The sequence below is a fragment of the Mucilaginibacter sp. McL0603 genome (genome assembly GCF_049992945.1).
Lineage (GTDB): Bacteria > Bacteroidota > Bacteroidia > Sphingobacteriales > Sphingobacteriaceae > Mucilaginibacter.
The window spans coordinates 2,735,508-2,760,284 of record NZ_CP188251.1; the positions used below are offsets into that span (position 1 = coordinate 2,735,508).

Here is a 24,777-nt window from a genome sequence, read left to right on the forward strand (position 1 = left end):
TAGTGAAACAGATTAGTGAAAATGGAAAAAGAATTAAAAGATATACTGCCTGTTATGGGCATTGAGCATGACTGCATCCTGTCCAAACAAGGTGACGTCACCGTGGTTTTTAAAGCCAGCCTCCCCGAGATCTTTACCCTGTCGGACGAAGAATATGAGCAGCTGCACCAAAGCTGGCTGCGGGCTATTAAAGTGCTGGCTCGTGGTACCGTGTTGCATAAACAGGACTGGTTCCTGCAGGAGAATTACCGCGTCGATCCCCGCAAAGCCGGTGATAGTTTCTTAAGCCGGAGCGCTGACCGTTATTTTGAGGGAAGGCCCTATACCCGGCATGACTGCTACCTGATGCTGACCAAACGGCCAGAGGGACGTAAACCAGGCACATCGCTGTTCTCCAACCTGCTGCGCCCCAGCCTGGTGCCGCAGGACGGCCTGAAGCCACAGGCCCTGCAGGAATTCCTGAATACCGCAGGCAGGTTCAAACACCTGCTGGAAGACAGCCGCCTGGTCAAACTCGAACGCATCCAGGCGGCCGGTCTGCAAAGCCATTCCAAAAAAACAGGGCTGATCGAACGGTACTGTTTTTTATCCGGAAGGGAAGATCAGCGCCAGTTTAAAGATATCAGTTTGCAGGATGGCATCCGTATCGGTGCTGATCAAATGGCGGTCTATACCTTAGGCGACGCCGAAGACCTGCCCGGTATGTGCGGTACCCGGATCAATTACGAAAGCTATTCGACCGATAAGACCAAGTTCCCGGTCAGCTTTGCGGCTTCACTCGGTTTGCTGCTCCCCTGCAATCATATCTTTAACCAGTATATTTTTATCGGCGACGCCCAGGCAACGCTCAAGCAGCTGGAGAAGAAACGGTTGCGCCTGCAATCGCTGGCCGGGTATTCCCGCGAAAATGCCATCTCGCTTTCTGCCACCAACGACTTCCTGAACGAGGCCATCAGCCAGCAGCGGCTGCCGGTTAAGGCCCATTTTAATGTCATGGTTTGGTCGGCGAACGACGTTCAGCTCCAGGAAATGAAAAACCAGGTCGCCTCGGCGCTGGCCGGTATGGACGCTGCTGCCAAACCGGAAACCGATGGCGCGGCGCAGATCTGGTGGGCAGGCATTCCCGGTAATGCGGCTGGCTTTCCGGTCAATGACACCTTCGACACCTTTGCCGAACAGGCCTGCTGCTTTCTCAGCCTGGAAAGCAATTATAAAAGCGCGGCCCCGGATGAAGGCATCCGCTTTTGCGACCGTATCAGCAGCCGCCCGGTTTTTGTTGACCTGTTCGATGCGCCGCGCAGGGAAGGCATCGCCTCCAATATGGGCATGCTGGTCTGCGGCACCTCCGGCGGCGGGAAATCCATGACGGTCAACCATATCCTGCGCACCTTATTTGACCAGGGCGCACATTGTGTGACAGTGGATATCGGCGGCAGTTACCGCGGACTTTGCGAGCTGACCGGCGGCTATTATTTTACTTACGAGGAAGCCAATCCCATCCGGTTCAATCCCTTCTACCTGGCTAAAGGCGAGGTGCTCGATACGGAAAAAAAGGAAAGCTTAAAAGCCCTGCTCGTCGCGCTCTGGAAACAGGAAAATGACAGCTTTAACCGCAGCGAATATGTAGCCTTATCCAATGCACTGCAAGGTTATTACCGCCAGCTACAGGCTGATGATAATTTATTCCCCTGCTTCAATACCTTTTACGAATATCTCGAAAGCCATTACCTCGAAGTATTGAAAACCCAAAAGGTAAAGGACCGTGATTTCGACGTCCATAATTTCCTTTATGTGCTGCGTCCTTATTACAAAGGCGGTGAGTTTGATTACCTGCTCAATGCCCGCGGGAACCTGGACCTGCTCAACCAGCCCTTTATCGTGTTTGAACTTGACCAGATCAAAGACCACCCGATCCTGTTCCCGGTGGTCACGCTGATCATCATGGAACTGTTTATTTCCAAAATGCGCAAGCTGCCAGGTATACGCAAGGTGCTTACCATCGATGAGGCCTGGAAAGCCATTGCCAAAAGCGGCATGGCGGAGTTCCTCAAGTATGCCTTTAAAACCATCCGGAAATTCAACGGAATCCCCTGCGTAATCACACAGGAACTCGAAGACCTGATCAGCTCGCCCGTGATTAAGGACGCAATTATCAACAATGCAGATATCAAGATACTGATGGATATGCGAAAATTCCAGGGCAAGATTGAAAAGCTGCAGGATGCCCTGGGCATGTCCGAAAAAGCCAAAACGATCCTGCTGTCGGTCAATAAGGATAACCGCGAAATTTTCATCGATATCGGCGGCCAGGTCAGCAAAGTATTCAGGAACGAACTCTGTCCCGAAGAGTACTATGCCTACACCACCGAAGGTATCGAAAGGGTGAAGGTGCTTGAACTCTCTGCTCAATATGGCGGAGTTCAGCAGGGTATAGCGGCTATGGTCAGGGAAACAAAAAATTCAAAAATCTAAAAACTAGCATATGGAATTAAGTACAATTATTAAAGAACTCCGCCCGGCAATATCCGCCATGCTGCGCTACTGGCAGACACAAGGCGCCAGCCTCAGGGCGATGAAAAACACCTACCGCCGCGAGTGGCGCGAAAAAGAGCAAGGAATAATCCAGGCAGCAGAAATCCGCATTTATGAACATGGAACCATCTACAGGGTACACCGGATTTTCTACACTGATGGACACTTCCAGCGCGAAGAAACCTGGCTGGCAACCTACGGCTGGCAGTCGAGCGGGCACCTGATCGCGCTGGGACGCGAGGGCTATCTCATTTTCGACCCCCTTTCCAAACTGCTTCATGTGGAGGAATGGACAGGTAATACTGTGCAACTGGAAATATATCATGAATTAAACACCGGAGTATGAAAAAGAAAATCCGAACCCTGTATGCGGCGCTTACCGCCGTCTTTTTTTTCCTCATCAGCCAAACCGTTTCCGCGCAGGTCCCTGTGGTGGGTCTGGTAACGGGGATCATCAAAAAAGTGATCATCGCTATTGACCTGAAAGTCCAGGAACTACAGAACCAAACCATTGCCCTGCAAAATGCCGAGCAAAGCGTGGAAAACGACCTTTCGCTGAATCAGCTGACTGGTATCTCCGGCTGGCTGAACAAAGAGCGAAGCCTTTACCAGGATTATTATAAGGAACTGGCATCTGTGAAGACGATCATCTCCGATTATGACGAGGTGAAAAGAATCATTACCACGCAGGCCGAACTCGTCAGCGAATACCATAATGCCAGTGCCCTGTTTCACAACGATCCGCATTTTAGCGCCGCCGAACTCCGCTACATGGAAACCATTTACAGCGGTATCCTGCAGGAAAGCCTGCGTAGCCTGGAGCAGGCTGAGCTGGCGGTCAAGTCCTTCAGCACCCAAATGAATGATGCCGAACGAATAAAGCTGGTGCACCAATCATCCGGTGGCATGCAGACCAATTTGGATCACCTGCGACAGTTCAACAGCCAGAATATCGCGCTCAGCCTCGGCCGGGCACGTGACGAGCAGGACCGCCAGAATATCAAATCCTGGTATGGGCTGCAATAAACCCTTAATTCAAAAACAAACAAACCATGAAACGATTCCTATTAATTTTTTCCCTCACCGGCCTTGTTTTTATGCAGGCCGGGGCACAATTCCTGGGTGGCTTTTTCAGCCAGCAATCCCATAAAGAACAATTGATGATGGTGCAGATCGCCGCCTGGCAGCTTTATCTCAGCGATCTGAAAAGCGGATACCATATCGCAGAAACCGGGCTGAACACCGCCCATGAAATGAAAAATGGCACCTTTAGTTTGCATACAGCCTATTTCAATTCATTGGACCAGGTAAACCCTGCGATACAAAATAATCCCAAAGCGAAAGCTATTGCCACAATGGGACAACAGATCGTCAGCAATTTTGACCAGGAGATAGCATTTCAGCAAAAGCAACAGGTGCTCAGCCTGGCTGAACAAATTTACCTGAAGCAGGTCTACCAAAGTTTGTTGCAAAAGTGCCGGGTCGATATTTTGGAACTGAACGATGTGCTTACACCCGGCAAGCTGCAGCTAACCGACCAGCAGCGCCTGGAGCGGCTCGATCATATCTATGCCAATATGCAGGATAAACTCGCTTTTAGCGGGGCCTTTACCGCTAAGTGTCACAAGCTCACGCTTTCCCGGCAGCAGTCCGCTAAGGATAAGCAAACCCTGAAAACTTTATATGGAGGAAATTAAGATGAAAAAGCATCTCAAAATTCTAATTGTCGCCCTGCTGATCTGCAGCGCGCTTCCCTTAACCAGCCGTGCGCAATCTATCGCCGATTGCCTGGAGCAGCTGGCACTGGACTACCAAAAGCTGTCAGGTTTGAAAAATATCCTCAGCCAAATGTATACCGGATACGAGATCCTGACCAAAGGCTATAATTCAGTGAAAGAGGTGTCGCAAGGGAATTTTGACCTGCATAAAGCTTTCCTGGACGGGTTGCTCGTGGTTAGCCCAACGGTACGAAAATATCCGCGCGTGGCCGATATTATCAATGATCAGGCCTTGTTGCTAAAGGAATATGACGCCGCCTGGAACAGCTTCCGGCAGGATAAACATTTTACGCCTGATGAGTTGGGTTATATGCTCGATGTCTATAATAACCTGGTCAGCGGCAGCCTGAAAAACCTGAGCGACCTGGCAATGATCATCACCGACAGCAGGATGCGCATGAGCGATGCAGAAAGATTGGCCGCTATCGACCGGATATTTAGTTCCAGCCGCGGTCAGCTGGATTTCCTGCACAGCTTTAATGACCATAACTACAGGCTGGCTTTGCAGCGAGCAGACGCTGCAGGCGACCGCGAGACCCTGAAAACTTTATACGGCAATTAAATGAAAAAGAAATTTTTAAAGTCCATTACCGCTGCTGTCATCGGCATCCTGTTCCCCGAACTGTCGCATGCCCAGGGAGTGGCTGACGACCTGCACAGCCTGCAGGGCATTCTCAATAACCTATATAACCAGATGATCCCGCTTTGCAGCGGCATGATCAGCGTGGCGCGCGCCATAGCCGGATTTGCCACCTTATGGTACATCGCGGCAAGGGTCTGGAAACACCTGGCCTCAGCTGAAACCATTGATTATTATCCCTTACTGAGGCCCTTCGCCATTGGCTTTTGCATTGTCATTTTTCCATCGGTGCTGGCCCTCATGAACGGGGTCATGCAGCCGGTGGTGGATGCCACGCATAACATGGTAAGCACTACGAACCAGGCCATTGCCACTCTGCTGGATAACCAGCAAAAAAATGAAACCGCCGATCAGCAGGGGAGCAGCTCAATAAGTAATGACCCGGACAAATGGTATCAATACAGTCACCCGGATAATACGAATATAACAGGAACTACCGGCGTAAACCTGTCCGATCAGTTTTCAGGCTGGGGCTGGAAGGATATGGTAAAAAAAGCCATAGCGGAATTGCTCAATGTGCTTTTCGAGGCGGCGGCCTTATGCATCGATACCATCCGCACTTTCAAGCTGATTGTGCTGGCGATCCTCGGCCCCTTATGTTTCGGCCTTTCCATATTTGAGGGTTTTCAGCATACGCTTAAACAGTGGATCGCGCGGTATATCAACGTATTTATGTGGCTGCCGGTTGCCAATATCTTCGGTGCGGTCATTGCCAAGATACAGGAAAATATGATCCAGCTACAGGCATCGGGAAACCCGGGCGGCAATGAATTCGGAAACGCCAATACAGCTTACATGATTTTCCTGGTGATCGGTATCGTCGGCTATTTTACTGTTCCAGGTATTGCCGGATATATCATGAATGCCGGAGGGCATGCGCTGTTCAATAAAACCAGTGCCCTCGCTTCCATGGCCATTTCCTATGCAACAAGTAATTTCATTAATAGAGGCGGCAGCAGTATGCAAAGCACTTCTACAGTAAATAATCGTAGTGACAACGCTAAGGTTGGTAACTATATGCAGGAAAAGCTTTCCGGCAATCCGCCGCCGTCAAAAAATAAATCTTAATGCTATGTTCAGACAACTCAAAAATATCGATACTGCCTTCCGCCAGGTACGGCTGTTCTGCCTTGCGGTGATCATCTGCTGCCTGCTGATCTGCTGCTTCACGATTTACAAAAGTCTCAACCTGGTACAATCGATGCAGTCAAAAGTGTATATCCTTTCTTACGGGAAAGCCCTGGAAGCATTGGCTGCTGACGGCAGGGACAATGTAGCGGTCGAATTGCGCGACCATGTGAAAACCTTTCACCGTCTTTTTTTTACGCTCGACCCTGATGAAAAATCAAACCAGCAGAATATCACCAGGGCCCTTTACCTGGCCGACGGCTCGGCAAAAAAGATCTATGATGACCTGAGCGAAAGCGGCTACTACGCGGGTATCATTTCGGGCAATATCAACCAGACCATCGCTATTGACAGCGTATCGGTCGACCTTTCGACCGACCCTTTTCGTTTCCGCTGCTATGCTACTCAAAATATTATACGCACGACCAGTACGGTAACAAGAAGCCTGGTCACGCAGGGCGAACTCCGCAAAGTATCCCGCAGCGACAATAACCCGCACGGATTTTTAATCGCCCGCTGGAATATCCTGGAAAATAAGGACATCAAAATTGTAAATCATTAAAAATAAAACTAAGATGAAATCACCGATTATTTCTCCCAAAGGTAGACGCCAGCGTCAGATGCTGCTGGCTTTGCCATTGTTGCTTGTCCCTTTTCTTACCCTGTTCTTCTGGGCACTGGGCGGCGGTAAAGGTACAACCGTGCAGGCCGCGGTTCAGCAAAAAGGATTTAATGCCAGCCTGCCCGACGCCAAACTCAAAGATGAAGGTAACCTGAATAAAATGAGCTATTACGACCGGGCGGCCGGGGATTCCGCCAGGTTGAAGCAACAAATGCGAAGCGACCCTTATTACAAAGGACAACTTAAAACAGATACCAGCCATTTTCCTGTGAGTGCGCTTTCAGGAAAGCTTTCGGGCTCAGCGGTGAACGGCTCTCCCGCGGTAAACGAGGCAAAAGTTTATCAAAAGCTGGCGCTATTGCAGGCGGAAGTGGGTAAGCCGGAGCTGCCTGAAACGCCTAAAATGTTGGAAACAGACCATCATCCGGAGTTGCCTTTAAAATCTGCTCAGCCGGTACCTGCCGATCCTGAACTGACCCAGATGAACGGATTGCTGGAAAAGATACTGGACATACAGCACCCTGAACGGCTGAAGCCGGTTAACCAGCAGCAGCCCGCTGCAACAGAGAGTAAGCAATTTAACGCCATCCTGGCAATCATCGACGGTACGCAAAAGGTCACTCAGGGAACGGTTGTCCGACTGAAACTGATCGACAGCGTGATGCTGGATGGCCAGCTATTTCAAAAGGGCCAATTACTGTATGGGAGCGGCACCCTGTCCAACCAGCGCTTTACACTAAACATCAAAAGCATCCACATAGGAAGTGTTTTTTACCCGGTTGATTTAACCGTTTTTGACCAGGTGGATGGGCTGGAGGGAGTATGCGTGCCTGAGGCCATTACGGGCGACGCACTGAGGGACGGGGCGAATAATGGTGTGCAGGGCATGGAGATCATGAGCCTGGATCAATCCATGAGTGCCCAACTGGCCGGTGCAGGTATCAACACAGCCAAGGGGATATTTTCAAAAAAGGTAAAGCGGGTCAAGGGTAAACTAAAAAATGGCCACCCTTTGCTTTTAAGGATAAACAAAACCAATTAGACCTTAGAAAATCAAGATGAATTAATAACCATTAAATATTTAAAGATTATGTTCAACGAAAAAAGCTATGACTACGTAAAGAATCAATTGCTGTATTTAGGTTTCGGCGAAGAAATTGCCCAACCGCTTCAGCAAAAAATAGAACAGGGACTGACGGAATTTACCCTGCCGCATACCCGGAAATTCGGTCAGGATGAAACCCAGTCCACGCTGTATTTCTCAAAAGGCGATCAAAAGGATATGACTTTTTTTAATCGCTTTGACGTGACCCTGAAGCAATCGGGGAAGGATGACCTTACCCAATCATTTTTCGTGGGTAAGGAATATAATTACACGCTCCAGGAGCGCTATAATATGATGGACGGACGATTTGCCTACCGTGAACAGCCGAAAGTGGCACCAAAGGAAGTTGAAGGCGAAGTTAAAATGGTTCCTACCGGCGAAACTTATTTTGGCTGGAAGGGACTAAACTTTAAAGAGTCTGATAAACACGGAAATTTTTTGCCAAAAACGATGTTTTGGAATCATGAAAAAGAACTGGTTAAGTACCCGGTCAAGGAACTGGCCGAACCGTATGATCATAAAAGATTGCTGGCCTCATTAGAGAAGGGAAATAAAGCCAATGCGACCATCATCAAAGACGGGCAGGAGATCAAGGGCACGATTGCCGCAAACCCACGAATGCAGCGCTTTGATTTTTATGACGGTACTGGCCAAAGCCTGATCGTGAAGCAGGTTGAAAGGAAAAAGCTGGCCCCGTCAGAGAATCTGGAAAAAGGTCAACAGCAAGGTCAGGAACCTGATAATAAGCAAGCGCAAAAGTCAGAAGTTGCTGCGGAACAAAAAAATAACAAGGCTCGGACAAAGAAGCAGAGCGCTCATATTTAAGCCCTTGTAATTATTGGAAGCATTCAGACCAATAGCGGGATTTTTTGAAGCCATCAGGAATGATGGCAGGATTTGTATTACCCATATTGGAATTTATGCAGCATTAGTACAGTACTGGCAGGAAAACGACTTTGCCCATCCCATGGAGGCATACAGCTACGAGATCATGCGCCTGGCTAAGATTTCTGCCAGTACTACTTATCATAAGTGCGTGCGGGACCTGCACGATTTCGGCTATTTGCGATATGAGCCCTCCTTCAAACGTAACCAACGCAGCCGGATTTATTTACGGTATTTTTAATCCAGGGCAAACCCGCCCATTTACGTTTGATTTGAGGTCAACCTCATCGTCAGAATTATTCACTATATAACAGATGCAGGGATGGAACGTGCGAAAAGAAAAAAAGTGTCTGCCAAGCAAAAAACTATTCAAAAATTAACGCAAATTGAGCGGGAAAAAGAAAGAAAAATGCTAAATTTAATAGCAGAAATTATTGTTGAAGCATCATTAAGGGAGTTATATGAAACGGGCGATTAGATATTTACGCTTTAGTAATCTGGGACAGAGTAATGGTTCTATAGAACGGCAGGAATTGTATACTGATCAGTGGTTGCAATACAATCAGGTTGTTTTGGTTGATACTTTTATTGACCGCGGGCATAGCGCCAAGACATTTGACAGGCCCGATTTTATTAAACTTAGGGCATTCATTACCAAACATCAAAAAAACGTAGATTACCTGGTAGTGGATCAGCTCGATCGGTTTAGCCGAGACGCGGGTGAAGCCATGACTTTGGTGAAAAACCTGCAACGGCAATATGGTATTCAGATCGTCAGTGTTACCGAGGGCATTACTTTCGATTACGATACGCCGGGAAGTTATTTCAGGACCGGGCTTCAATTGTTGCTTGCAGAGGAGGATAATATCAACCGGAGCATTAAAATCCGGGGCGGCAATTATACCGCCAGGGCCAAGGAAGGAAGGTTTTTAAGCAATCTTGCTCCATTTGGTTATCGTAAAGCAGGGGAAGGTAAAAAAAGGACAATCGTAGTAGACGAACATGATGCTGAGATCGTCCATTTTATTTACAAGGCTTATTTAAAAAATGTACCGCTTTATGAAATCAAAAAACAGGCTGCTAAGCTGGGATTTAATCGTGGTGGCACAATGGCAGTCGAACGGGTTTTAGCCAATCCTGTCTATGCGGGAATGGTAAAAGCAAAAGCATTTAAAGAATATCCGGGTGGGTTATTTCCCGGAATTCACGAACCAATTATCGATAAAGCGACATGGCAATTGGTTCAGAACAAAATGAAAAAGCCGGAAAAAACCAAAACGATAATTGATGATAATCTGCCGCTGCGCGGGTTATTAAAATGTCATTGTGGCCAGCCATTAACGGGCGCCCCCTCCAGGGGGAAAGCAGGTGGCTGGTTTTATTATTATAAGTGTAAGTATTCCCAACATAATAATATTAATGCCAATAAGGCACATAAACAGCTTTTAGAAATATGTGAACTGATGAGCCTTTCACATGATGAAGTAGTTCAGATTAAGAATTCTGCAGAAGGATCGATGCAATCATCTATGAAAAGAAATAAGCGATTGCTCGTTGAGAAAAAAGAAGAATTGGAGCGTGTTCAGGAAAAGTTGTATGCATTGGAGGAAAAATGGATAGGAGGTCAGATTACACGGGAAACCTATGATAGGTGGTCTGCGAACTACAATACTGACATTTTTTCCCTGAAAAGCGAAATCGAAAGGCTGGGAAAGGATCAATCCCAGGCATTTAAAATCCTGAGCAAGCACTTAGACCTTATAACTGATATGAAATATGTTTATAGTCAGGCTAATACCTTGCAAAAACGATCTTTTGTAGACTTGGTGTTCGATAGCAATTTGTACTATCAAGGTGGGGTCTATCGAACCCCGACCATGATGTCTCTATTTGCACGTAACTCACTGATAATGAGTGATAAGAATTTGTTATTTTTTGAAAAAAAAAGGGATAATCAAACGATTATCCCTTCGGGTGGAGCCGGAGGGATTCGAACCCTCGTCCAAACATGGTACAATATAGGCTTTCTACACGCTTAGCTTCTATTAAATTGTAGGGAAGGGGAAGGCCAGTTGCTTGCCTGTACCGTCTTCCTTAGGTGCTTTGTTTCGCCTGCTATGCACACCATTAAGCAGGCTATTTTCGTTTTTCGATGCCCCGGTTGCCGATCCAACAAAACAGAAAACCGGCGGGACAAAAGCTAGCTAAATTCTAAATTAAGCAGCTAAGGCGTAGTTATTTTCGCCATTTGTAAGTTTGAGCGTTCAGATTAAAGCGCTAATTCACCCAACGCGCTGCGTGCTTACCTAATTATCTCCATCCTGTCAATTCCGGTCGACCCCATTTGTTTAGTGGCAGTTAGTAGTTGCAGTAGCAATTTAGTAAGATTACAAATATACCAATTTTAGAGTTGTGTTTTATAATAAATAACTGCAACTGCCGGTGCTACTGCGACTTTAGTATTAAATGCTTTCCGCTTTCAGCTTTGTGCTTTTAGCTTCACGACCCGGATAAACCTTCAATGCCTCTTTAAGGCAGGTCATCGCTTTTCCAAGGTCGTCACTGTTTAAAACATAGGCCATTCTCACCTCATTTAATCCAGCACCGGCAGTGCTGTAAAAACCAGTTGCAGGTGCCATCATTACAGTTTGATTGTTATAGCTGAATGTTTCCAGCATCCATTGGCAAAACTTGTCGGCATTATCAATAGGTAGTTGTGCCACAACATAAAATGCGCCACCGGGATTAGGACAATAAACGCCATCCATATCATTAAGCGCTTTTACCAAGGTATCCCTGCGATGGGTGTATTCTTTATTAACAGTTTCAAAATAGCTGTCAGGTGTATCTACTGCGGCTTCACCAGCTATTTGTTCAACCATTCCTGGACTTAATCGCGCCTGAGCGAATTTTAGCCCGGTAGACCAAACGTCCTTGTTTTTAGTGATCAGGCAACCCAGGCGTGCACCACATGCACTATAACGTTTGCTCACAGTATCCATCACTATAACGTTCTCATCCAGTCCGCTCAAATGCATGGGCGAAATAAATTTTCGTCCGTCATAGCAGAACTCACGATATGCTTCATCAGAGAAAAGGTAAAGATCGTACTTCAACACCAATGCCCTTAATGCATCCATCTCGTCCTGCGAATAGAGATAGCCTGTTGGGTTATTAGGATTGCATATAATAATCGCCTTGGTTTTTTCAGTGATCACTTTTTCAAATTCACTAATAGGGGGCAGGGCAAAACCATTTTCTATATAAGACAAGATCGGCTTTACCGCAATATCGCTCTGACAGGCGAAACCATTATAATTGGCGTAAAATGGTTCAGGGATGATAACTTCATCACCAGGGTTAAGACAGGCCATCATAGCTATGGTGATCGCTTCCGAGCCACCAGTCGTAACCAATATATTATCCGGGGTAATGTTGTATCCCAGCTTGTTATAGTACTCTGTTAATTTTTTGCGATAGGATAAAGTACCCTCTGATGCTGTATAGGCCCAAACCTTAAAATCAATATTTTTAATGGCATTCAGCATGCCCTCCGGGGTCTCAATATCCGGTTGACCAATGTTAAGGTGATAAACTTTTTTACCATCCAGTTTAGCCTTATCAGCAAACGGGGTAAGTTTACGTATGGGTGAGGCAGGCATGTGCAGCCCCTTTTTCGAAATTTTTGGCATGCCGCAAAATTAATAAAAAGATGAGTTTAAACTTCTTTAACTCTAAGTAAAAAAAAGAGACAGCCCAATTTACCGGGATGTCTCTGAATATTTTTGGTAAAACCGATTGGCTTTATTTACTGCTTGAGGTCGCAGGTGTCTTCGCTATTACTTCGCCCACAATGTTTAAATACTTGGTTGGTGTTTTAGCATTTGAAGTAACTACAATAGTTTTGTTAAATGGCGCTACATTTGCTGCATTATAAGTGATCTTAATAAGGCCTTTTTCTCCACTTTTAACAGGAGTTTTTGTGTAATCGGCTATGGTACAACCACAAGTTGGTTTTACATCTGTCAGAATAAGAGGTTCTTTCCCGATGTTGGTAAACTCGAATACGGTAGTTACAGGAGTGCCCTGCGGAATTTTTCCGAAATCGTGTTTTTCCTCGTTGAATTTAAATTCGGCTTTTTCATTATCTTGTGCCGTTGCTGTGAATGCGAAGCCTAAAACTACCGCACAGATTAACATAAGTTTTTTCATACTTTCGTTTTGATTAATACAAATATAAATGGTTTAATGTAAATTAAAAACTGTTTAACGTATGAAGTGTTTTGTGTGTTACATATGATGATAACAAAATAGAATTTTATAATTTTGCTACCTAAACAAAATAAAATATGCCCGAAACTGTAACAAGTGCAACAGGTAAATTTAATGCTGCTGAACTCAGTTTTGACGATTTCAAAAAGATAGTGATCAATGACTATCGGATTGGATTCGAAAGCCGCCAGGCCAGTTTAATTGGCAGGCGTGAAGTACTGACAGGCAAAGCTAAATTTGGTATTTTTGGTGATGGTAAGGAAGTGGCGCAACTGGCTATGGCTAAGGCGTTTCGTGCGGGCGATTGGCGCGCAGGATACTACCGCGACCAAACCTTTATGTTTGCCACGGGAATGAGCAATTTGAATGAGTTTTTCGCTCAACTATATGCCTACCCTGATATTGAGAAGGATCCTGCATCAGCTGGCAGGCAAATGAATTGTCACTTTGCTACCCGGTACGTAAATGCCGACGGAACATGGGCAAACCAGGTGGAGACCATGAATTGTGCTGCCGATATTTCTACAACAGGAGGACACATGCCACGTTTACTTGGATTGGCTTATGCTTCTAAATTATATCGTCAAAATACAGAACTCGAATATCTGAAACAGTTTTCAGTAAATGGTAACGAGGTGGCTTTTGGCACTATTGGTAATGGATCTACATCAGAAGGGCTATTTTTTGAAACATTTAATGCTGCAGGTGTATTACAAGTACCCATGGCAATTTCTATCTGGGACGATGCTTATGCCATCTCAGTCCCTGCTAAACTACAGACTACTAAGGAAGATATTTCGGAGATATTAAAAGGTTTCCAGCGTGAAAATGGTACCAATGGCTATGAAATATTCAAAGTACGCGGATGGGACTATGTGGCCTTATGCGAAACTTATGAACGTGCCATTGATATTTGTCGCAGGGATCATGTGCCTGTTTTGATACACGTTACCGAAATGACACAGCCTCAGGGACATTCTACATCGGGCTCTCATGAACGGTATAAATCAAAAGAACGGTTGGCATGGGAGAACGAGCACGATTGCCTGGTGCAGATGCGGAAATGGATGATCGAATCAGCAATCTCTACCGGAGAGGAAATGGATGAGCTGGAAGCAACAGCTAAAAAATACGTACGTGAATGCCAGCGTGAGGCGTGGAACGGACTGGGTGATGAAATTCGTGTAGAATTAAAACAAGTTTCGGAACTGATAGAGCAACTTGCTGAGGATAGTGAAAACGGCGATAAATTGAAAGAGATTGTTTCAGAACTAAGTGCAGTTGTTGATCCGGGTCGAAGGGATGCTTTTGCTGCGGGGCGCAAAGCCTTACGCGTAACTGTAAAAGAGAAATTGATCGGAAAACAAGCGTTGATAAATTGGCTTAACAGCGAAACACAAAAGAATAGTGAACGTTTTAATTCCAAATTATTCACCGGAACGCTGCAGTCTCCATTAAATATTCCGGTTATTAAAGCTGAGTATGATGAAGATGCCCGGTTAATAGATGGGCGTGAAATACTAAATGCTTGTTTTGACAGCAACTTTGAACGTGATAAAAGCATAGTTGCTTTTGGCGAGGATGTAGGCGCAATAGGTGATGTAAACCAGGGTTTTGCCGGATTGCAAAGCAAATATTCTGACCTGCGCATTTCAGATACCGGCATTCGGGAAGCAACTATAGTAGGACAGGGTGTGGGTTTAGCCATGCGTGGTTTGAGACCGATAGCCGAAATACAATACCTGGATTACCTATTATACTCTATCACAGTATTAAGTGATGATTTGGCGAGTTTGAGCTATCGTACACGTGGCGGACAGAAAGCTCCGGTCATTGTACGTACCCGTGGGCACCGTTTAGAAGGTATTTGGCATTCAGGTTCTCCGCTGGGCTTTATTTTAAACTCGATGCGGGGCATACATATTTGTGTGCCGCGTGATATGACACAGGCAGCGGGAATGTATAATACGCTTTTACGCAGCGATGAACCAGCATTGGTGATCGAATGCCTTAACGGGTATCGTTTGAAAGAAAGATTACCTTCAAATGTTGGGGAGTTTACAGTTCCGCTTGGCAAAGCAGAAATCTTAAGAGAAGGCAGCGATATGACTGTTGTATCTTATGGTTCAACTTTACGTATCGTACTTGAAGCCGCCGAAGAATTAGAAAAAATGGGTATACACATCGAAGTGGTGGACCCGCAGACATTGCACCCTTTTGATACGGATAATGTTTGCGGCAATTCTTTGAAAAAAACCAGCAAGCTGTTAATAGTGGATGAGGATGTAACCGGTGGTGGCTCAGCTTATATTTTGCAAAAAATATTAGAGACTCAGGGGGGATATTATTTGCTTGATGCACAGCCTAAAACCCTATCGGCCAAAGAACACAGACCACCTTATGGAACTGATGGAGACTATTTCAGCAAGCCTTCACTTGACGATGTGGTTGAAGCCGTTTATAATATGATGAATGAAGCTAATCCGTCTAAATATCCTGACCTGTATTAATTAATTGGTTTTTAATTTATTTACTATACTCAATGCCCGTATTTTACGGGCTTTATTTTTTTAATATATGGACGTTACTTTTTCAACTATATCCGCCATCATCAAAAATCGCCGCAGCACTAAACCGGTAGCGATGAATGGTAAAAAGATACCTGATGATCAGATCAATTCACTCCTTGAGCTAGCCGATTGGGCACCTACCCATGGTTTCACAGAGCCATGGCGGTTTATGGTTTATGCTACTGCCTCCGACTTTTCGCATAAGCATGCCGAACTATATAAACAGAGTACTACTATAGAAAATTTCGACCAGGCAGTTTATAATAAGCTATATGATCAGGGCGATAAAGCTTCTCACGTTATCATCGCCCTGATGAAGCGGGGTAGTTTACCCAAGATACCTGTTATAGAAGAGGTTGAAGCCGTTTCATGCGCAGTACAAAATATTTTATTGGGTGCAACTGCATTAAATATTGCTTCATTTTGGAGTACAGGCGGTATGGCTTTACGCCCTCCGATGAAAGAATTTTTGAACCTTGGAGACCATGATCACGTGATCGGAGTTTTATATTTAGGCTACGCCGATGCCTATCCTGCAGGCAGCAGAATAATTCCCTTAAACGAAAAAATTAAATGGATAAGATAATTATCTAACCTAATAAACCGTTCCTCCGTATAAGCAATCAACTAAAGGCTGTAGGGTTAATTTAATTGCAATATTATTAATTATTAGTATAAAATCATTCAAAATAGATTTTTTTTAATTAATTTAATTTTTACTTTTGCAATATCGTTGCAATTAATCCTGATTAATTAAAACGTAAGCCTGTTGACTTTTAATTGATTAAACTTAAAACAAAGTAACGGATATGAAGAGATGCTATTGGGGGATAACGTGTGTATTATTGATATTCTCTATTTCCATCATCAGCTGGAAAGCTGAAAAAACAAGAAATCCCGAAAAGATTACCCCCGAAATTACTAAACCTGCAAAACTTTCTGCTAAAGATCGCTTTTCACAGTATATTGAGGATATTTATAATACTGCTCAATTAAACAATGCAGGGATGGATATGGTTGTTTTTCAAAAGGCTGTTACCGGCTTTTTTAATCTGAAAGCAGCTAATAAAGTTCCTCAATACAGTTCAATTGTCACTATCGTTGATCTTGGTAAATCAAGCTGCACAAAACGTATGTGGATAGTTGATTTAATCAATAAAGAATTAGTACTCAACACATGGGTAGCTCACGGAAATGGTAGTGGGAATGACATGGCTAGCCATTTTTCAAATACAAACGAATCACATGCAAGCAGCCTGGGCTTTTATTTAGCCGATGATGTTTACAATGGCAAGCATGGCCGTTCGCTCCGTTTGGATGGATTGGACGCTGGTTTTAATGACAATGCACGTGCACGTTCAATTGTAGTACATGCTGCACCATATGTTTCACAGAGAAATATAGAAAGACAAGGGCGTTTAGGTCGAAGCGAAGGTTGCCCGGCTGTATCACCTAAAGTAGCCGGTAAAGTGATCAATACTATAAAAGGTAAAACGGTACTATTTATTAATGGTAACGATTACAATTACACTTCAAAGTACCTTGACGAGGACGTTGCCGCTAACTATGTATATCCCGGAAGCAGCGATTTGAATGCCAGCCTGTAAATTCTAATCTCTAAAAAATAAATTCTAAAAATGGGATGTTCAATTAGGCTTAAGTCTGAAACCTGCCTGCGGGTAGGCAAGTTGAACATCCGAAATTCGAACTTAAAATTATTCAGCAGGAAGATACTTCTTCATGTGATCGTATAATACGATATCAAGTCCGTAGACATCTCCCCTGAATTGCAACTGACCTTCCTGATCTGACCAGCAAGTGATATAGGTGATATAAACCGGAATCCTTGGTCTTAAAGAGATATCCTCAGACATCGGGTCATCCTCCTGCATATCTTTAGCTATCAGGTTATACTTTACCGTGTCTATAAATAAGGTATGGGCAAGCTCTAATGGTTTTTCCAGACGCACACACCCATGACTTACAGCGCGCATAGTATAATGAAAAGCTTCTTTTGCTGGTGTATCATGCAAATAAACACTGCTCTTATTTTGAAACAAAAACTTGATCTTTCCTAATGAATTATCTTCTCCCGGTTGCTGCCTAAATTCATAGTCCGAGTTGTATTTTGTCACTTTAGACCAATCGATTGTTTCCGGGTCCTGTATTAGTTTATCATCTTTATACACATTGATATTCTTATTCGACAGGTAATACGGATCTTTTGCAGCTTGAACAATAATTTCTTTAGTTGCAATACTTTGAGGGATATTCCAAACCGGATTTACTTCTACACTATGAATAACACTGCTTAATAAAGGTGTTTCATGTGCGTAAGGGTTATCGATCTTACAGGTATCGTTATAATTTTCCAGGTTGTTTAAATACTTTTTGTTACGTCCTTCACCCACACACACCTTCATGTTTAATATTGATTTCCCGCTATCGATTACATCCAGGTGAAAATCAGGAATGTTGACATATACATATTCGTTGCCGGCAGGTTTATTTTTCCACCTTAAACGTTCCATATTCACCAATAAAATACGCCGTGTTTCCTCTTTCGACATTTTAGGGGCTACATATTTACCAAGATATGCTTTTTGCAAAGTCAGGTATTCGGGATCTTTCGGCTGTATACTGTCAAGGTAAGCAGGCATATTTTCAACAGTGAAAACACGATTAATGGAGGCAGTATCAGGCTGCAATGTTTTTATAAAATAACGCGAATATATCTTCTTTGGACTTACAATGCCATATTGCAGCGCGCTGGAATAATCGATCAAAGTGCTTGACGCCATTATTTCCAGCTGAGCTATATATCTATAAGCATCTTCCGGAGTTTTGATAGCATCTTTGTTATAAAATTTATCTATCAGCGCACTAAGCTGGGCAGGTTTAAATAATTGTGGGTCAATGCCATGTTCATATGCCTTATGATATCTATCAAGCATAGCCTGTAGTCCACCATCCCAAAGGTGATATAAAACAAAATCTGGCTCATAATCATTCTGGTCATAATGATCGATGATTAATTGTGAATTATTTATTCCGGATTTTTCTCTTTCGAGCTCTTTTTTAAAATAGGCTGTAAACTCGTCTTGATCAAGATCTCTAAAAACCGTGTTATGGGTTCTTTTGAAAAGAATGGCACTCATTTCGGAGCGCTTTTTTTTACAACCCTGGAAAGTCGCCACCAGGCAGCAAAGTATCAATACTAAAATGAAACTGTTGTTTCTTTTAGCATTATTAAATATCATCATATATAAAAACAGTCAATTAGCAGCCATGTAATAGCAATGACTGTACCACACTAATATAATTATTTTAAAGTAGATTTGAATTAGAGATGGTCTGGAAAATTTTAATTTATAAACCGTACATTATAAGTAGTTTATACTTTATAAATAAAGTGTATTTTATTTTTTTTCTTTTCATCACCTGTCAAATTATGACATAAAAGTTTGAACCTGCCAATAAAGACATGTCGTCAGAGGTGAGAAAATGCCCCAGTTTTTATATGACAAATTAAAATTATGCCGGAAGAAAATATAAAAAGAGAAGTTTGGCTGAGAGGCCCCGTAGATGGAATTCCGGCGTTATTGCAGCCGGTAGCCCACGCGTTACTACAGGCAAGGGAAGAAGTGAGTGCGCTGATGATCAACTTTCCGGAGATATTTCTTTGGGTAAAGCCTGGTGGCATGGCGTCCCCTGCATTTCATTTACAGCACCTTACCGGGATACTAGACCGGCTTTTTACTTACGCAAGAGGAGAAGCTTTAAATGCATCCCAGCTAACTTACCTGGCAAACGAAGGCAAAGAACCCGAAAAGGAATGCAGCGTTAACAGCCTGGTTGAAAAGTTTAGTGACCAGGTCGATATAGCCATCACTCAGTTAAGTAATACCAGTGAAGCCATATTGACAGAACCAAGGGGCGTGGGCCGTGCGCAGATCCCATCAACAGTTATCGGTTTATTGACCCATGCTGCTGAACATACCATGCGGCACGTAGGGCAATTACTGGTGACGGTGAGGCTATTGGAAAACTGATTTATTCTTTTTAGATTAGTTCTCCCCTTAAGCCTAATCATCAAATGCTGTACTTACTTAAAAGCTACAGGATATCTTGTAAACGTTTATTAACGTTAATTGCAATTTACCTGTTTTACCCTATAGTTGTATCTGCCCAATCAGATATATCGCAGAAAAATTTATTGAAGCTTACAAATCATTCAGACAGTTTAACAAGCCAATACCCAGGCGAAAAGGCTTACCTGCAATTTGATAAACCTTACTATGCTTTGGGCGATACGATATGGTTTAAAGCTTACTTGTTAAATGCTCCATCGTTAATGCTTTCTGCAAAAAGCGGACTGTTACACATTGATATTGGTAATGATAGTGGGCGTCTTATTAAGCAATACGTATTTCCTGTTAAAAATGGCGTTAGTTGGGGAAATATAGCATTAAGCGATAAAGATTTTACTACAGGCACCTGCACCCTGCACGCCTATACCAACTGGATGCGGAATTTTGGAGACATATTCTTTTGCAAAACCTTTTACATTACAGGTGCTTCTGAAAATAACTGGCTCGTCAATACAAAGATCAGTACAAGTAGTATAAACGATAAAAATTTAATTAATGCCAAATTGCAGTTTAGTAATGAGGATAAAACGCTTTTTGGCAATAAACCTCTGCAATTGAAGGTTACGGCAGGCAACAAAAATTTATATAAGCAAAAAGTACAAACCGATGCAGACGGTCTTATTGATGTGAATTTTACTTTACCGGAAAGATCATCAGGTATTTCTATAATCGCTGAAAATGAAGAAAGGAAGGCAGTCATCCCTGTAAATATAGATCGGCCTGAAAAAATAGACCTTCAATTTTTACCAGAAGGGGGGGATTTAGTAGCAGGGCTGCCCTCACATGTCAGCTTTAAAGCGATAGGCGAGGATGGTAAAGGAGTTAACATCTCCGGTACAATTACAGATCATAACAATCAACAGGTGGCATCCTTCCAAACCTCGCATAATGGTATGGGCAGTTTTTATCTGACAGTACAATCGGGTGAAAATTACATTGCAAAGGTGACTTTGGCTGGTGGAACAATAAAGGAATACCCGTTGCCGATGGTCAAAAGTTCAGGTTCGGTTTTACAGGTGAGGAATGGTATGGTAAGTGATTCTGTTGAAGTTTCAGTTGCAGTTACCGATGATATAGTTAAAGCAAATACCAGCTATTTTTTAATAGGCAAAGCGAGGGAGATTGTTTGCTATGCTGCGATCATAAACTTTAAGGATGTAAATTATATCCGCAAAAGAATAGCAAAGAGCCTGTTCCCGTCCGGTATAACGCATTTCATCCTGATGACGACCAAATATCAATCAATAAACGGAAGATTGGTATTTATTAATCATAATGACGAGCTGTATATTAAGACAAATACTGACCTGACCGAATATAATCCACGGGATAGTATTGCTTTACATATTAGTGTAGATGATATTACAGGCAAACCTGTTTCGGGCAATTTCTCTTTTGCGGTTACTGATGATACCCAGGTAAAAACTGACTCACTAAGTGATGACAATATCATCAGTCGCATGCTTTTAACATCCGATATAAAGGGATATATTGAGAAGCCCGGCTATTATTTTTCAAAAAGTACAGAAGCATGGAAGGCGTTGGATAACCTAATGCTTACACAAGGGTGGGTCAGTTATGATCTACCATCAAACATACAATACAAAGCAGAGCATCAGTTTGAGGTGAGCGGCAAGGTGTCAAATGTGTTTAATAAGCCGGTTAAAGGTACGCGCGTAATTCTCTTTTCCAAATCTCCATCGATAGTAAGGGACACTGTTACCGATAACGAAGGCAGATTTATATTTAATAATTTACCCAGGGCAGATACACCAATATTTATTGTAAAGGCAGTAAATAGGAATGGTAAAAGTTTTAATGTGAACGTCACCGTAGACGAAGTAAAACCGCTCGCTTTTGCAAAATCAACCATGCCAGGAATGATGCCCTGGTATGTAAACAGCGATTCTACTTTACTGAATTACGCCCGAACAAATGAACAATTACAATTACAGGCAAATAACCCCACAGGTCAACATACATTAAAAGAGGTGAAAATATTTGGAAAGAAGACCGTTAAAGGATCACAAAATCTTAACGGCCCTGGTAATGCTGATATAGTACTTGATGAGAAAGATTTGGAAGCAGCAGGTAAAAAAACATGGCTGCAGTTGTTGCAGGAAAACGTTCGCGGATTTGGTCAAGGTATGTTTATTCTTGATGGTAAGAGTGAAAGGGTAACACAGGATATAGGTCTCTTCTATTTTGTTACTGACGGGAACGGAGATGACGTTCCGTCGATTATAAAAGATTGGTATTATGTTAAGGGCAAGCCAATTAAATTTATTGTTGATGGTACTTCAGTTTATCAAACTTATAGACCTTCAGGTACTGCTTTCAATGATATTACAAATTATCTTAATTCGCATACAGCCGAGGATATAAAAGGGATAGAGGTCAATATGTCTACAAAATACGCAATGAAATATATTCCTATGGAATGGGCTCCAATAATTCATATAGGTGATGTAGCCTTTGTAGAAATCACTACCCGTTCAGGTCATGGGCCAATAATAGATAACACACCCGGTATGTATTTATACAAACCTTTAGCCGTCAGCTGGCCTAAACAGTTTTATAAGCCAAAATACCTGGTTACGGATACAACAAAACATTTGCCGGATCTGCGATCAACCATTAGCTGGGAACCAAATATAATTACCGATGAGGATGGTAAGGCAACGCTGTGGTTTTATGCCGCGGATAAGCCCTCAACTTATACGATAACAATAGAGGGCATTGATTTTAATGGTAATCTGGGATATAAGAGACAGAAGCTAAATATTAGTAAAGCGATAGCTGCAAAATCAAAATAGTCTGCTGCAAAATATCTGATACGTCTTTCAGGTTGGCTGACCGGTAAGTTACTTGCGTATCCGGATATTTATTTTCAGGGTCATAAAGAAAAGTATCTATATCCAATGCTTTTGCTGCTTTGATCTCTGATCCGGGATCATCGCCGATCACCAGCAATTCTTCGGGAGTATAACCGTGCGCAGCCGTTATCCCGGCAAACACGTCCTTTTTAGTTTGCTGATTTACTTCAGGATCAACAATGTGGATCGCCTTAAAATCTGGTTCAATTCCGAGCATCTTCACCTTACTCCATTGTAATTTTGAAAAGCCGGTGGTTACTAAAAATTTGTCGAGCGGTATTGACCGGATATGCTGATAATCGTCGAAAGACTGCATAGGCAGATCATAGGATATATTTTTCAATATGTCTACCATTTTATTCTTAAGCCCGGCATCTAACTCAAATTCATCTGCAATATGTTGAAATGGCCTGCGTGTCATTTCATCTTTGATCTTATTTACCCGTTCTGCATCACTTGCATTGATACTATCAGCATGTTGATCAAGTGCTTCAAATAAAGGTGCAAATAGGTTCTCTGAAATGGAACTAACCGGGTAAATGGTGTTATCAAGATCTAATATTAAAGCACGTTTCATAATGCAGGTTAAAATATACTTTCCTCAATGGGTACAACAATAGTTTTTTTATTATTAAAGCGATAAAGCATCAACATACCCATCGAAGCTCCCAGACAAATAGCACCGGTGATCCACCATAATAAACTATAACTTACAAAGGTGATTACCTGTCCGCCTATGATGGGGGACATGATTGAGGCTGCCGACCAGCCCATGGCATATAGTGCCGCATATTCGCCTCGATTATTGGCATTGGTACGCATGATCCAGAAGGAATTCATGAATGGCATAGAAAGTATTTCGCCTAACGTAATAAACAATAGAATAAACAATGCGGAATAATAGCTGGCGGGTAGAAAATTCAGCAATACAAACCCAGCCCCGACGAGCAGTATCCCTATATAAATATACCTGAGCGGATGCCTTTTACCTTCGAAATTATGTACAATGATCATTTCGAACATTACAATCAGCAAACCATTTATGCCCATCAATCCCCCGATAAATTGCTCACTAAAATGCCATTGGGTTTTATAAAATAAAGGCTGCATGGTAAATATCTGGAAGAAGCAGGTGGCGTAGAGAATTAACAGGCCGATAAATGCTAAATAAACATAGTCGCGGTAAGCAGACTTACCGGAAGCAACATCAAAAGCGCTCTTTGCAGCCTTAGTTATCTTTGAAAAGGGGAGAAGCTTTAATAAAAGTAATCCTGCTGCAATATTGGTGCAGCCATCAACCCAAAACAGTAAATGATAATCAATATGGGCCAATGTCCCTCCAAGGAGACCACCAAAGGCCCAGCCGAGGTTTACTGCAAGTCGGTTTAACGAATTAGAGCGTGTCCGGTTTTGATCGGTACTGTAATGTGCAACAGCTGTAGAATTGGCCGGCCGGAACGCATCATTACACATATTCAATATAAATGAACAGATACCAACTGATATGAAAGTCTTTTGGAAGCTCAGCAATAAAAATAGCAGCCCGCCTGCCACCAGGCCCAGTACCTGTACATAATAGAACCCATATTTGTCGGTCAGTTTACCACCAATAAAGGCACCGCAAAGTGAGCCGATCCCGAACATGCCCATGATAATACCCGTCTGCTCCACAGTGAAATGGAGCTTTTGCGTGCAATAAATGGTCATGAACGGAATAACCATAGTGCCGCTGCGGTTGATGAACATCACCAGGCATAGATACCAGCTATTGCGCGATAAACCACTATATGCTTTTTTGTATAATTGGACGGTTTGGGAGAGCATTACACAAATATACTTTTTGATGTGCAAATATGCAGATATGCAAATGTGAAGATGGGAAAACGATATTAGATTTAAGAAGTTTTAAAGATTTTGTAAATGTAATATCATTCAATATTTAACATCCCTATCAATTGGAAGAATTGTTTTTGTTTTTTAGTTCATTCAATAGATCATCGAAATCTCTTGCCTCTATTTTCCCTGCCTTAACATCATTTAATTCATTAACGGCAATTTTTATCTTTTTTAGAAGAGGTTTGCTGTTGTCGATTTTTTTTACAGTAACACCTAATTCTTTTAACAAGATGCACACTGCTTTTCCCTTTTTTTTCAGGAATGGCTATTTGTAAAACAGTCATTTTGCTTCCTTTTGTATAAATATAATTAAAAGATGATT

At 43.0% G+C, this 24,777-nt stretch carries 22 protein-coding genes, 1 other RNA gene and 1 pseudogene; 17 read left to right on the forward strand and 7 right to left on the reverse strand.

Features of this window, described 5'->3' with window-relative positions:
• The first annotated feature begins 21 nt into the window (after positions 1–21).
• The 12 genes and pseudogenes from ACPPVU_RS12825 to ACPPVU_RS12880 form a co-directional block, all read left to right on the forward strand.
• Entirely contained in the window at positions 22–2,472 is a 2,451-nt protein-coding gene (locus tag ACPPVU_RS12825) for a TraG family conjugative transposon ATPase (RefSeq protein WP_426672105.1), read from the forward strand.
• Positions 2,473–2,482: 10 nt separating this feature from the next.
• Positions 2,483–2,878: a hypothetical protein gene (locus ACPPVU_RS12830; RefSeq protein WP_426672106.1), complete on the forward strand. Its 396-nt coding sequence runs from the start codon at positions 2,483–2,485 to the stop codon at positions 2,876–2,878.
• On the forward strand, positions 2,875–3,558 hold the full coding sequence (locus ACPPVU_RS12835; protein ID WP_426672107.1) for a conjugal transfer protein TraI: 684 nt from the start codon (positions 2,875–2,877) through the stop codon (positions 3,556–3,558). Before ACPPVU_RS12830 ends, ACPPVU_RS12835 begins: the two co-directional genes overlap by 4 nt.
• A gap of 26 nt (positions 3,559–3,584) precedes the next feature.
• On the forward strand, positions 3,585–4,229 hold the full coding sequence (locus ACPPVU_RS12840; RefSeq protein ID WP_426672108.1) for a hypothetical protein: 645 nt from the start codon (positions 3,585–3,587) through the stop codon (positions 4,227–4,229).
• Between the two features lies 1 nt (position 4,230).
• A complete protein-coding gene (locus tag ACPPVU_RS12845) occupies positions 4,231–4,872 on the forward strand; it encodes a TerB family tellurite resistance protein (RefSeq protein ID WP_426672109.1) in 642 nt (213 codons plus the stop codon).
• Entirely contained in the window at positions 4,873–6,018 is a 1,146-nt protein-coding gene (gene traJ, locus ACPPVU_RS12850) for a conjugative transposon protein TraJ (RefSeq protein WP_426672110.1), read from the forward strand.
• Positions 6,019–6,022: 4 nt separating this feature from the next.
• Positions 6,023–6,640, forward strand: coding sequence for a conjugative transposon protein TraK (gene traK / locus ACPPVU_RS12855; RefSeq protein WP_426672111.1), 618 nt, complete (start codon positions 6,023–6,025; stop codon positions 6,638–6,640).
• Positions 6,641–6,653: 13 nt separating this feature from the next.
• Positions 6,654–7,742, forward strand: a complete 1,089-nt coding sequence (locus tag ACPPVU_RS12860) for a conjugative transposon protein TraM (RefSeq protein ID WP_426672112.1) — start codon at positions 6,654–6,656, stop codon at positions 7,740–7,742.
• Between the two features lie 48 nt (positions 7,743–7,790).
• Complete coding sequence (locus tag ACPPVU_RS12865) at positions 7,791–8,630, forward strand: hypothetical protein (protein WP_426672113.1); 840 nt, start codon at positions 7,791–7,793, stop codon at positions 8,628–8,630.
• 13 nt (positions 8,631–8,643) lie between these two features.
• Complete coding sequence (locus ACPPVU_RS12870) at positions 8,644–8,931, forward strand: hypothetical protein (RefSeq protein WP_426672114.1); 288 nt, start codon at positions 8,644–8,646, stop codon at positions 8,929–8,931.
• An 81-nt stretch (positions 8,932–9,012) separates the two neighbouring features.
• On the forward strand, positions 9,013–9,168 hold the full coding sequence (locus ACPPVU_RS12875; protein ID WP_426672115.1) for a hypothetical protein: 156 nt from the start codon (positions 9,013–9,015) through the stop codon (positions 9,166–9,168).
• Positions 9,152–9,940: pseudogene (locus ACPPVU_RS12880) on the forward strand (recombinase family protein); the annotation flags it as partial. The gene ACPPVU_RS12875 and the pseudogene ACPPVU_RS12880, both read left to right, overlap by 17 nt.
• A 722-nt stretch (positions 9,941–10,662) precedes the next feature.
• Here the strand turns inward: ACPPVU_RS12880 and ssrA are convergent.
• The 3 genes from ssrA to ACPPVU_RS12895 all read right to left on the reverse strand — a co-directional run bounded on the left by ssrA (position 10,663) and on the right by ACPPVU_RS12895 (position 12,902).
• Positions 10,663–11,032, reverse strand: a transfer-messenger RNA (tmRNA) gene (gene ssrA, locus ACPPVU_RS12885).
• Between the two features lie 120 nt (positions 11,033–11,152).
• The gene (locus ACPPVU_RS12890) at positions 11,153–12,382 is read right to left on the reverse strand and encodes a pyridoxal phosphate-dependent aminotransferase (RefSeq protein WP_426672116.1); all 1,230 of its coding nucleotides are present in this window, start codon (positions 12,380–12,382) and stop codon (positions 11,153–11,155) included.
• A 112-nt stretch (positions 12,383–12,494) separates the two neighbouring features.
• The gene (locus tag ACPPVU_RS12895) at positions 12,495–12,902 is read right to left on the reverse strand and encodes a DUF1573 domain-containing protein (RefSeq protein ID WP_426672117.1); all 408 of its coding nucleotides are present in this window, start codon (positions 12,900–12,902) and stop codon (positions 12,495–12,497) included.
• A 137-nt stretch (positions 12,903–13,039) separates the two neighbouring features.
• Between ACPPVU_RS12895 and ACPPVU_RS12900 the strand changes: the two genes are divergently transcribed.
• The 3 genes from ACPPVU_RS12900 (at position 13,040) to ACPPVU_RS12910 (ending at position 17,139) form a co-directional block, all read left to right on the forward strand.
• Entirely contained in the window at positions 13,040–15,472 is a 2,433-nt protein-coding gene (locus ACPPVU_RS12900; RefSeq protein ID WP_426672118.1) for an alpha-ketoacid dehydrogenase subunit alpha/beta, read from the forward strand.
• A 67-nt stretch (positions 15,473–15,539) separates the two neighbouring features.
• On the forward strand, positions 15,540–16,118 hold the full coding sequence (locus ACPPVU_RS12905) for a nitroreductase family protein (protein ID WP_426672119.1): 579 nt from the start codon (positions 15,540–15,542) through the stop codon (positions 16,116–16,118).
• A gap of 223 nt (positions 16,119–16,341) precedes the next feature.
• Entirely contained in the window at positions 16,342–17,139 is a 798-nt protein-coding gene (locus tag ACPPVU_RS12910; protein ID WP_426672120.1) for a murein L,D-transpeptidase catalytic domain family protein, read from the forward strand.
• 108 nt (positions 17,140–17,247) lie between these two features.
• Here the strand turns inward: ACPPVU_RS12910 and ACPPVU_RS12915 are convergent, their stop codons facing one another.
• Complete coding sequence (locus ACPPVU_RS12915; protein WP_426672121.1) at positions 17,248–18,795, reverse strand: L,D-transpeptidase family protein; 1,548 nt, start codon at positions 18,793–18,795, stop codon at positions 17,248–17,250.
• Between the two features lie 273 nt (positions 18,796–19,068).
• Here ACPPVU_RS12915 and ACPPVU_RS12920 point away from each other — a divergent pair, with 273 nt between their 5' ends.
• Complete coding sequence (locus tag ACPPVU_RS12920; protein WP_426672122.1) at positions 19,069–19,584, forward strand: DinB family protein; 516 nt, start codon at positions 19,069–19,071, stop codon at positions 19,582–19,584.
• A gap of 44 nt (positions 19,585–19,628) precedes the next feature.
• Positions 19,629–22,499 (forward strand): carboxypeptidase-like regulatory domain-containing protein, encoded by a 2,871-nt coding sequence (locus tag ACPPVU_RS12925; RefSeq protein ID WP_426672123.1) that lies wholly within the window; start codon positions 19,629–19,631, stop codon positions 22,497–22,499.
• On the opposite strand, the gene ACPPVU_RS12930 is transcribed toward ACPPVU_RS12925, so the two are convergent.
• The 3 genes from ACPPVU_RS12930 to ACPPVU_RS12940 all read right to left on the reverse strand — a co-directional run bounded on the left by ACPPVU_RS12930 (position 22,468) and on the right by ACPPVU_RS12940 (position 24,684).
• Positions 22,468–23,136 carry an HAD family hydrolase gene (locus ACPPVU_RS12930; RefSeq protein ID WP_426672124.1) on the reverse strand — a complete coding sequence of 223 codons (669 nt, stop codon included), beginning with the start codon at positions 23,134–23,136 and terminating at the stop codon, positions 22,468–22,470. The genes ACPPVU_RS12925 and ACPPVU_RS12930 overlap by 32 nt on opposite strands.
• Before the next feature lie 8 nt (positions 23,137–23,144).
• A complete protein-coding gene (locus ACPPVU_RS12935; protein ID WP_426672125.1) occupies positions 23,145–24,383 on the reverse strand; it encodes an MFS transporter in 1,239 nt (412 codons plus the stop codon).
• Positions 24,384–24,510: 127 nt separating this feature from the next.
• A complete protein-coding gene (locus ACPPVU_RS12940; protein ID WP_426672126.1) occupies positions 24,511–24,684 on the reverse strand; it encodes a hypothetical protein in 174 nt (57 codons plus the stop codon).
• Between the last annotated feature and the right edge of the window lie 93 nt (positions 24,685–24,777).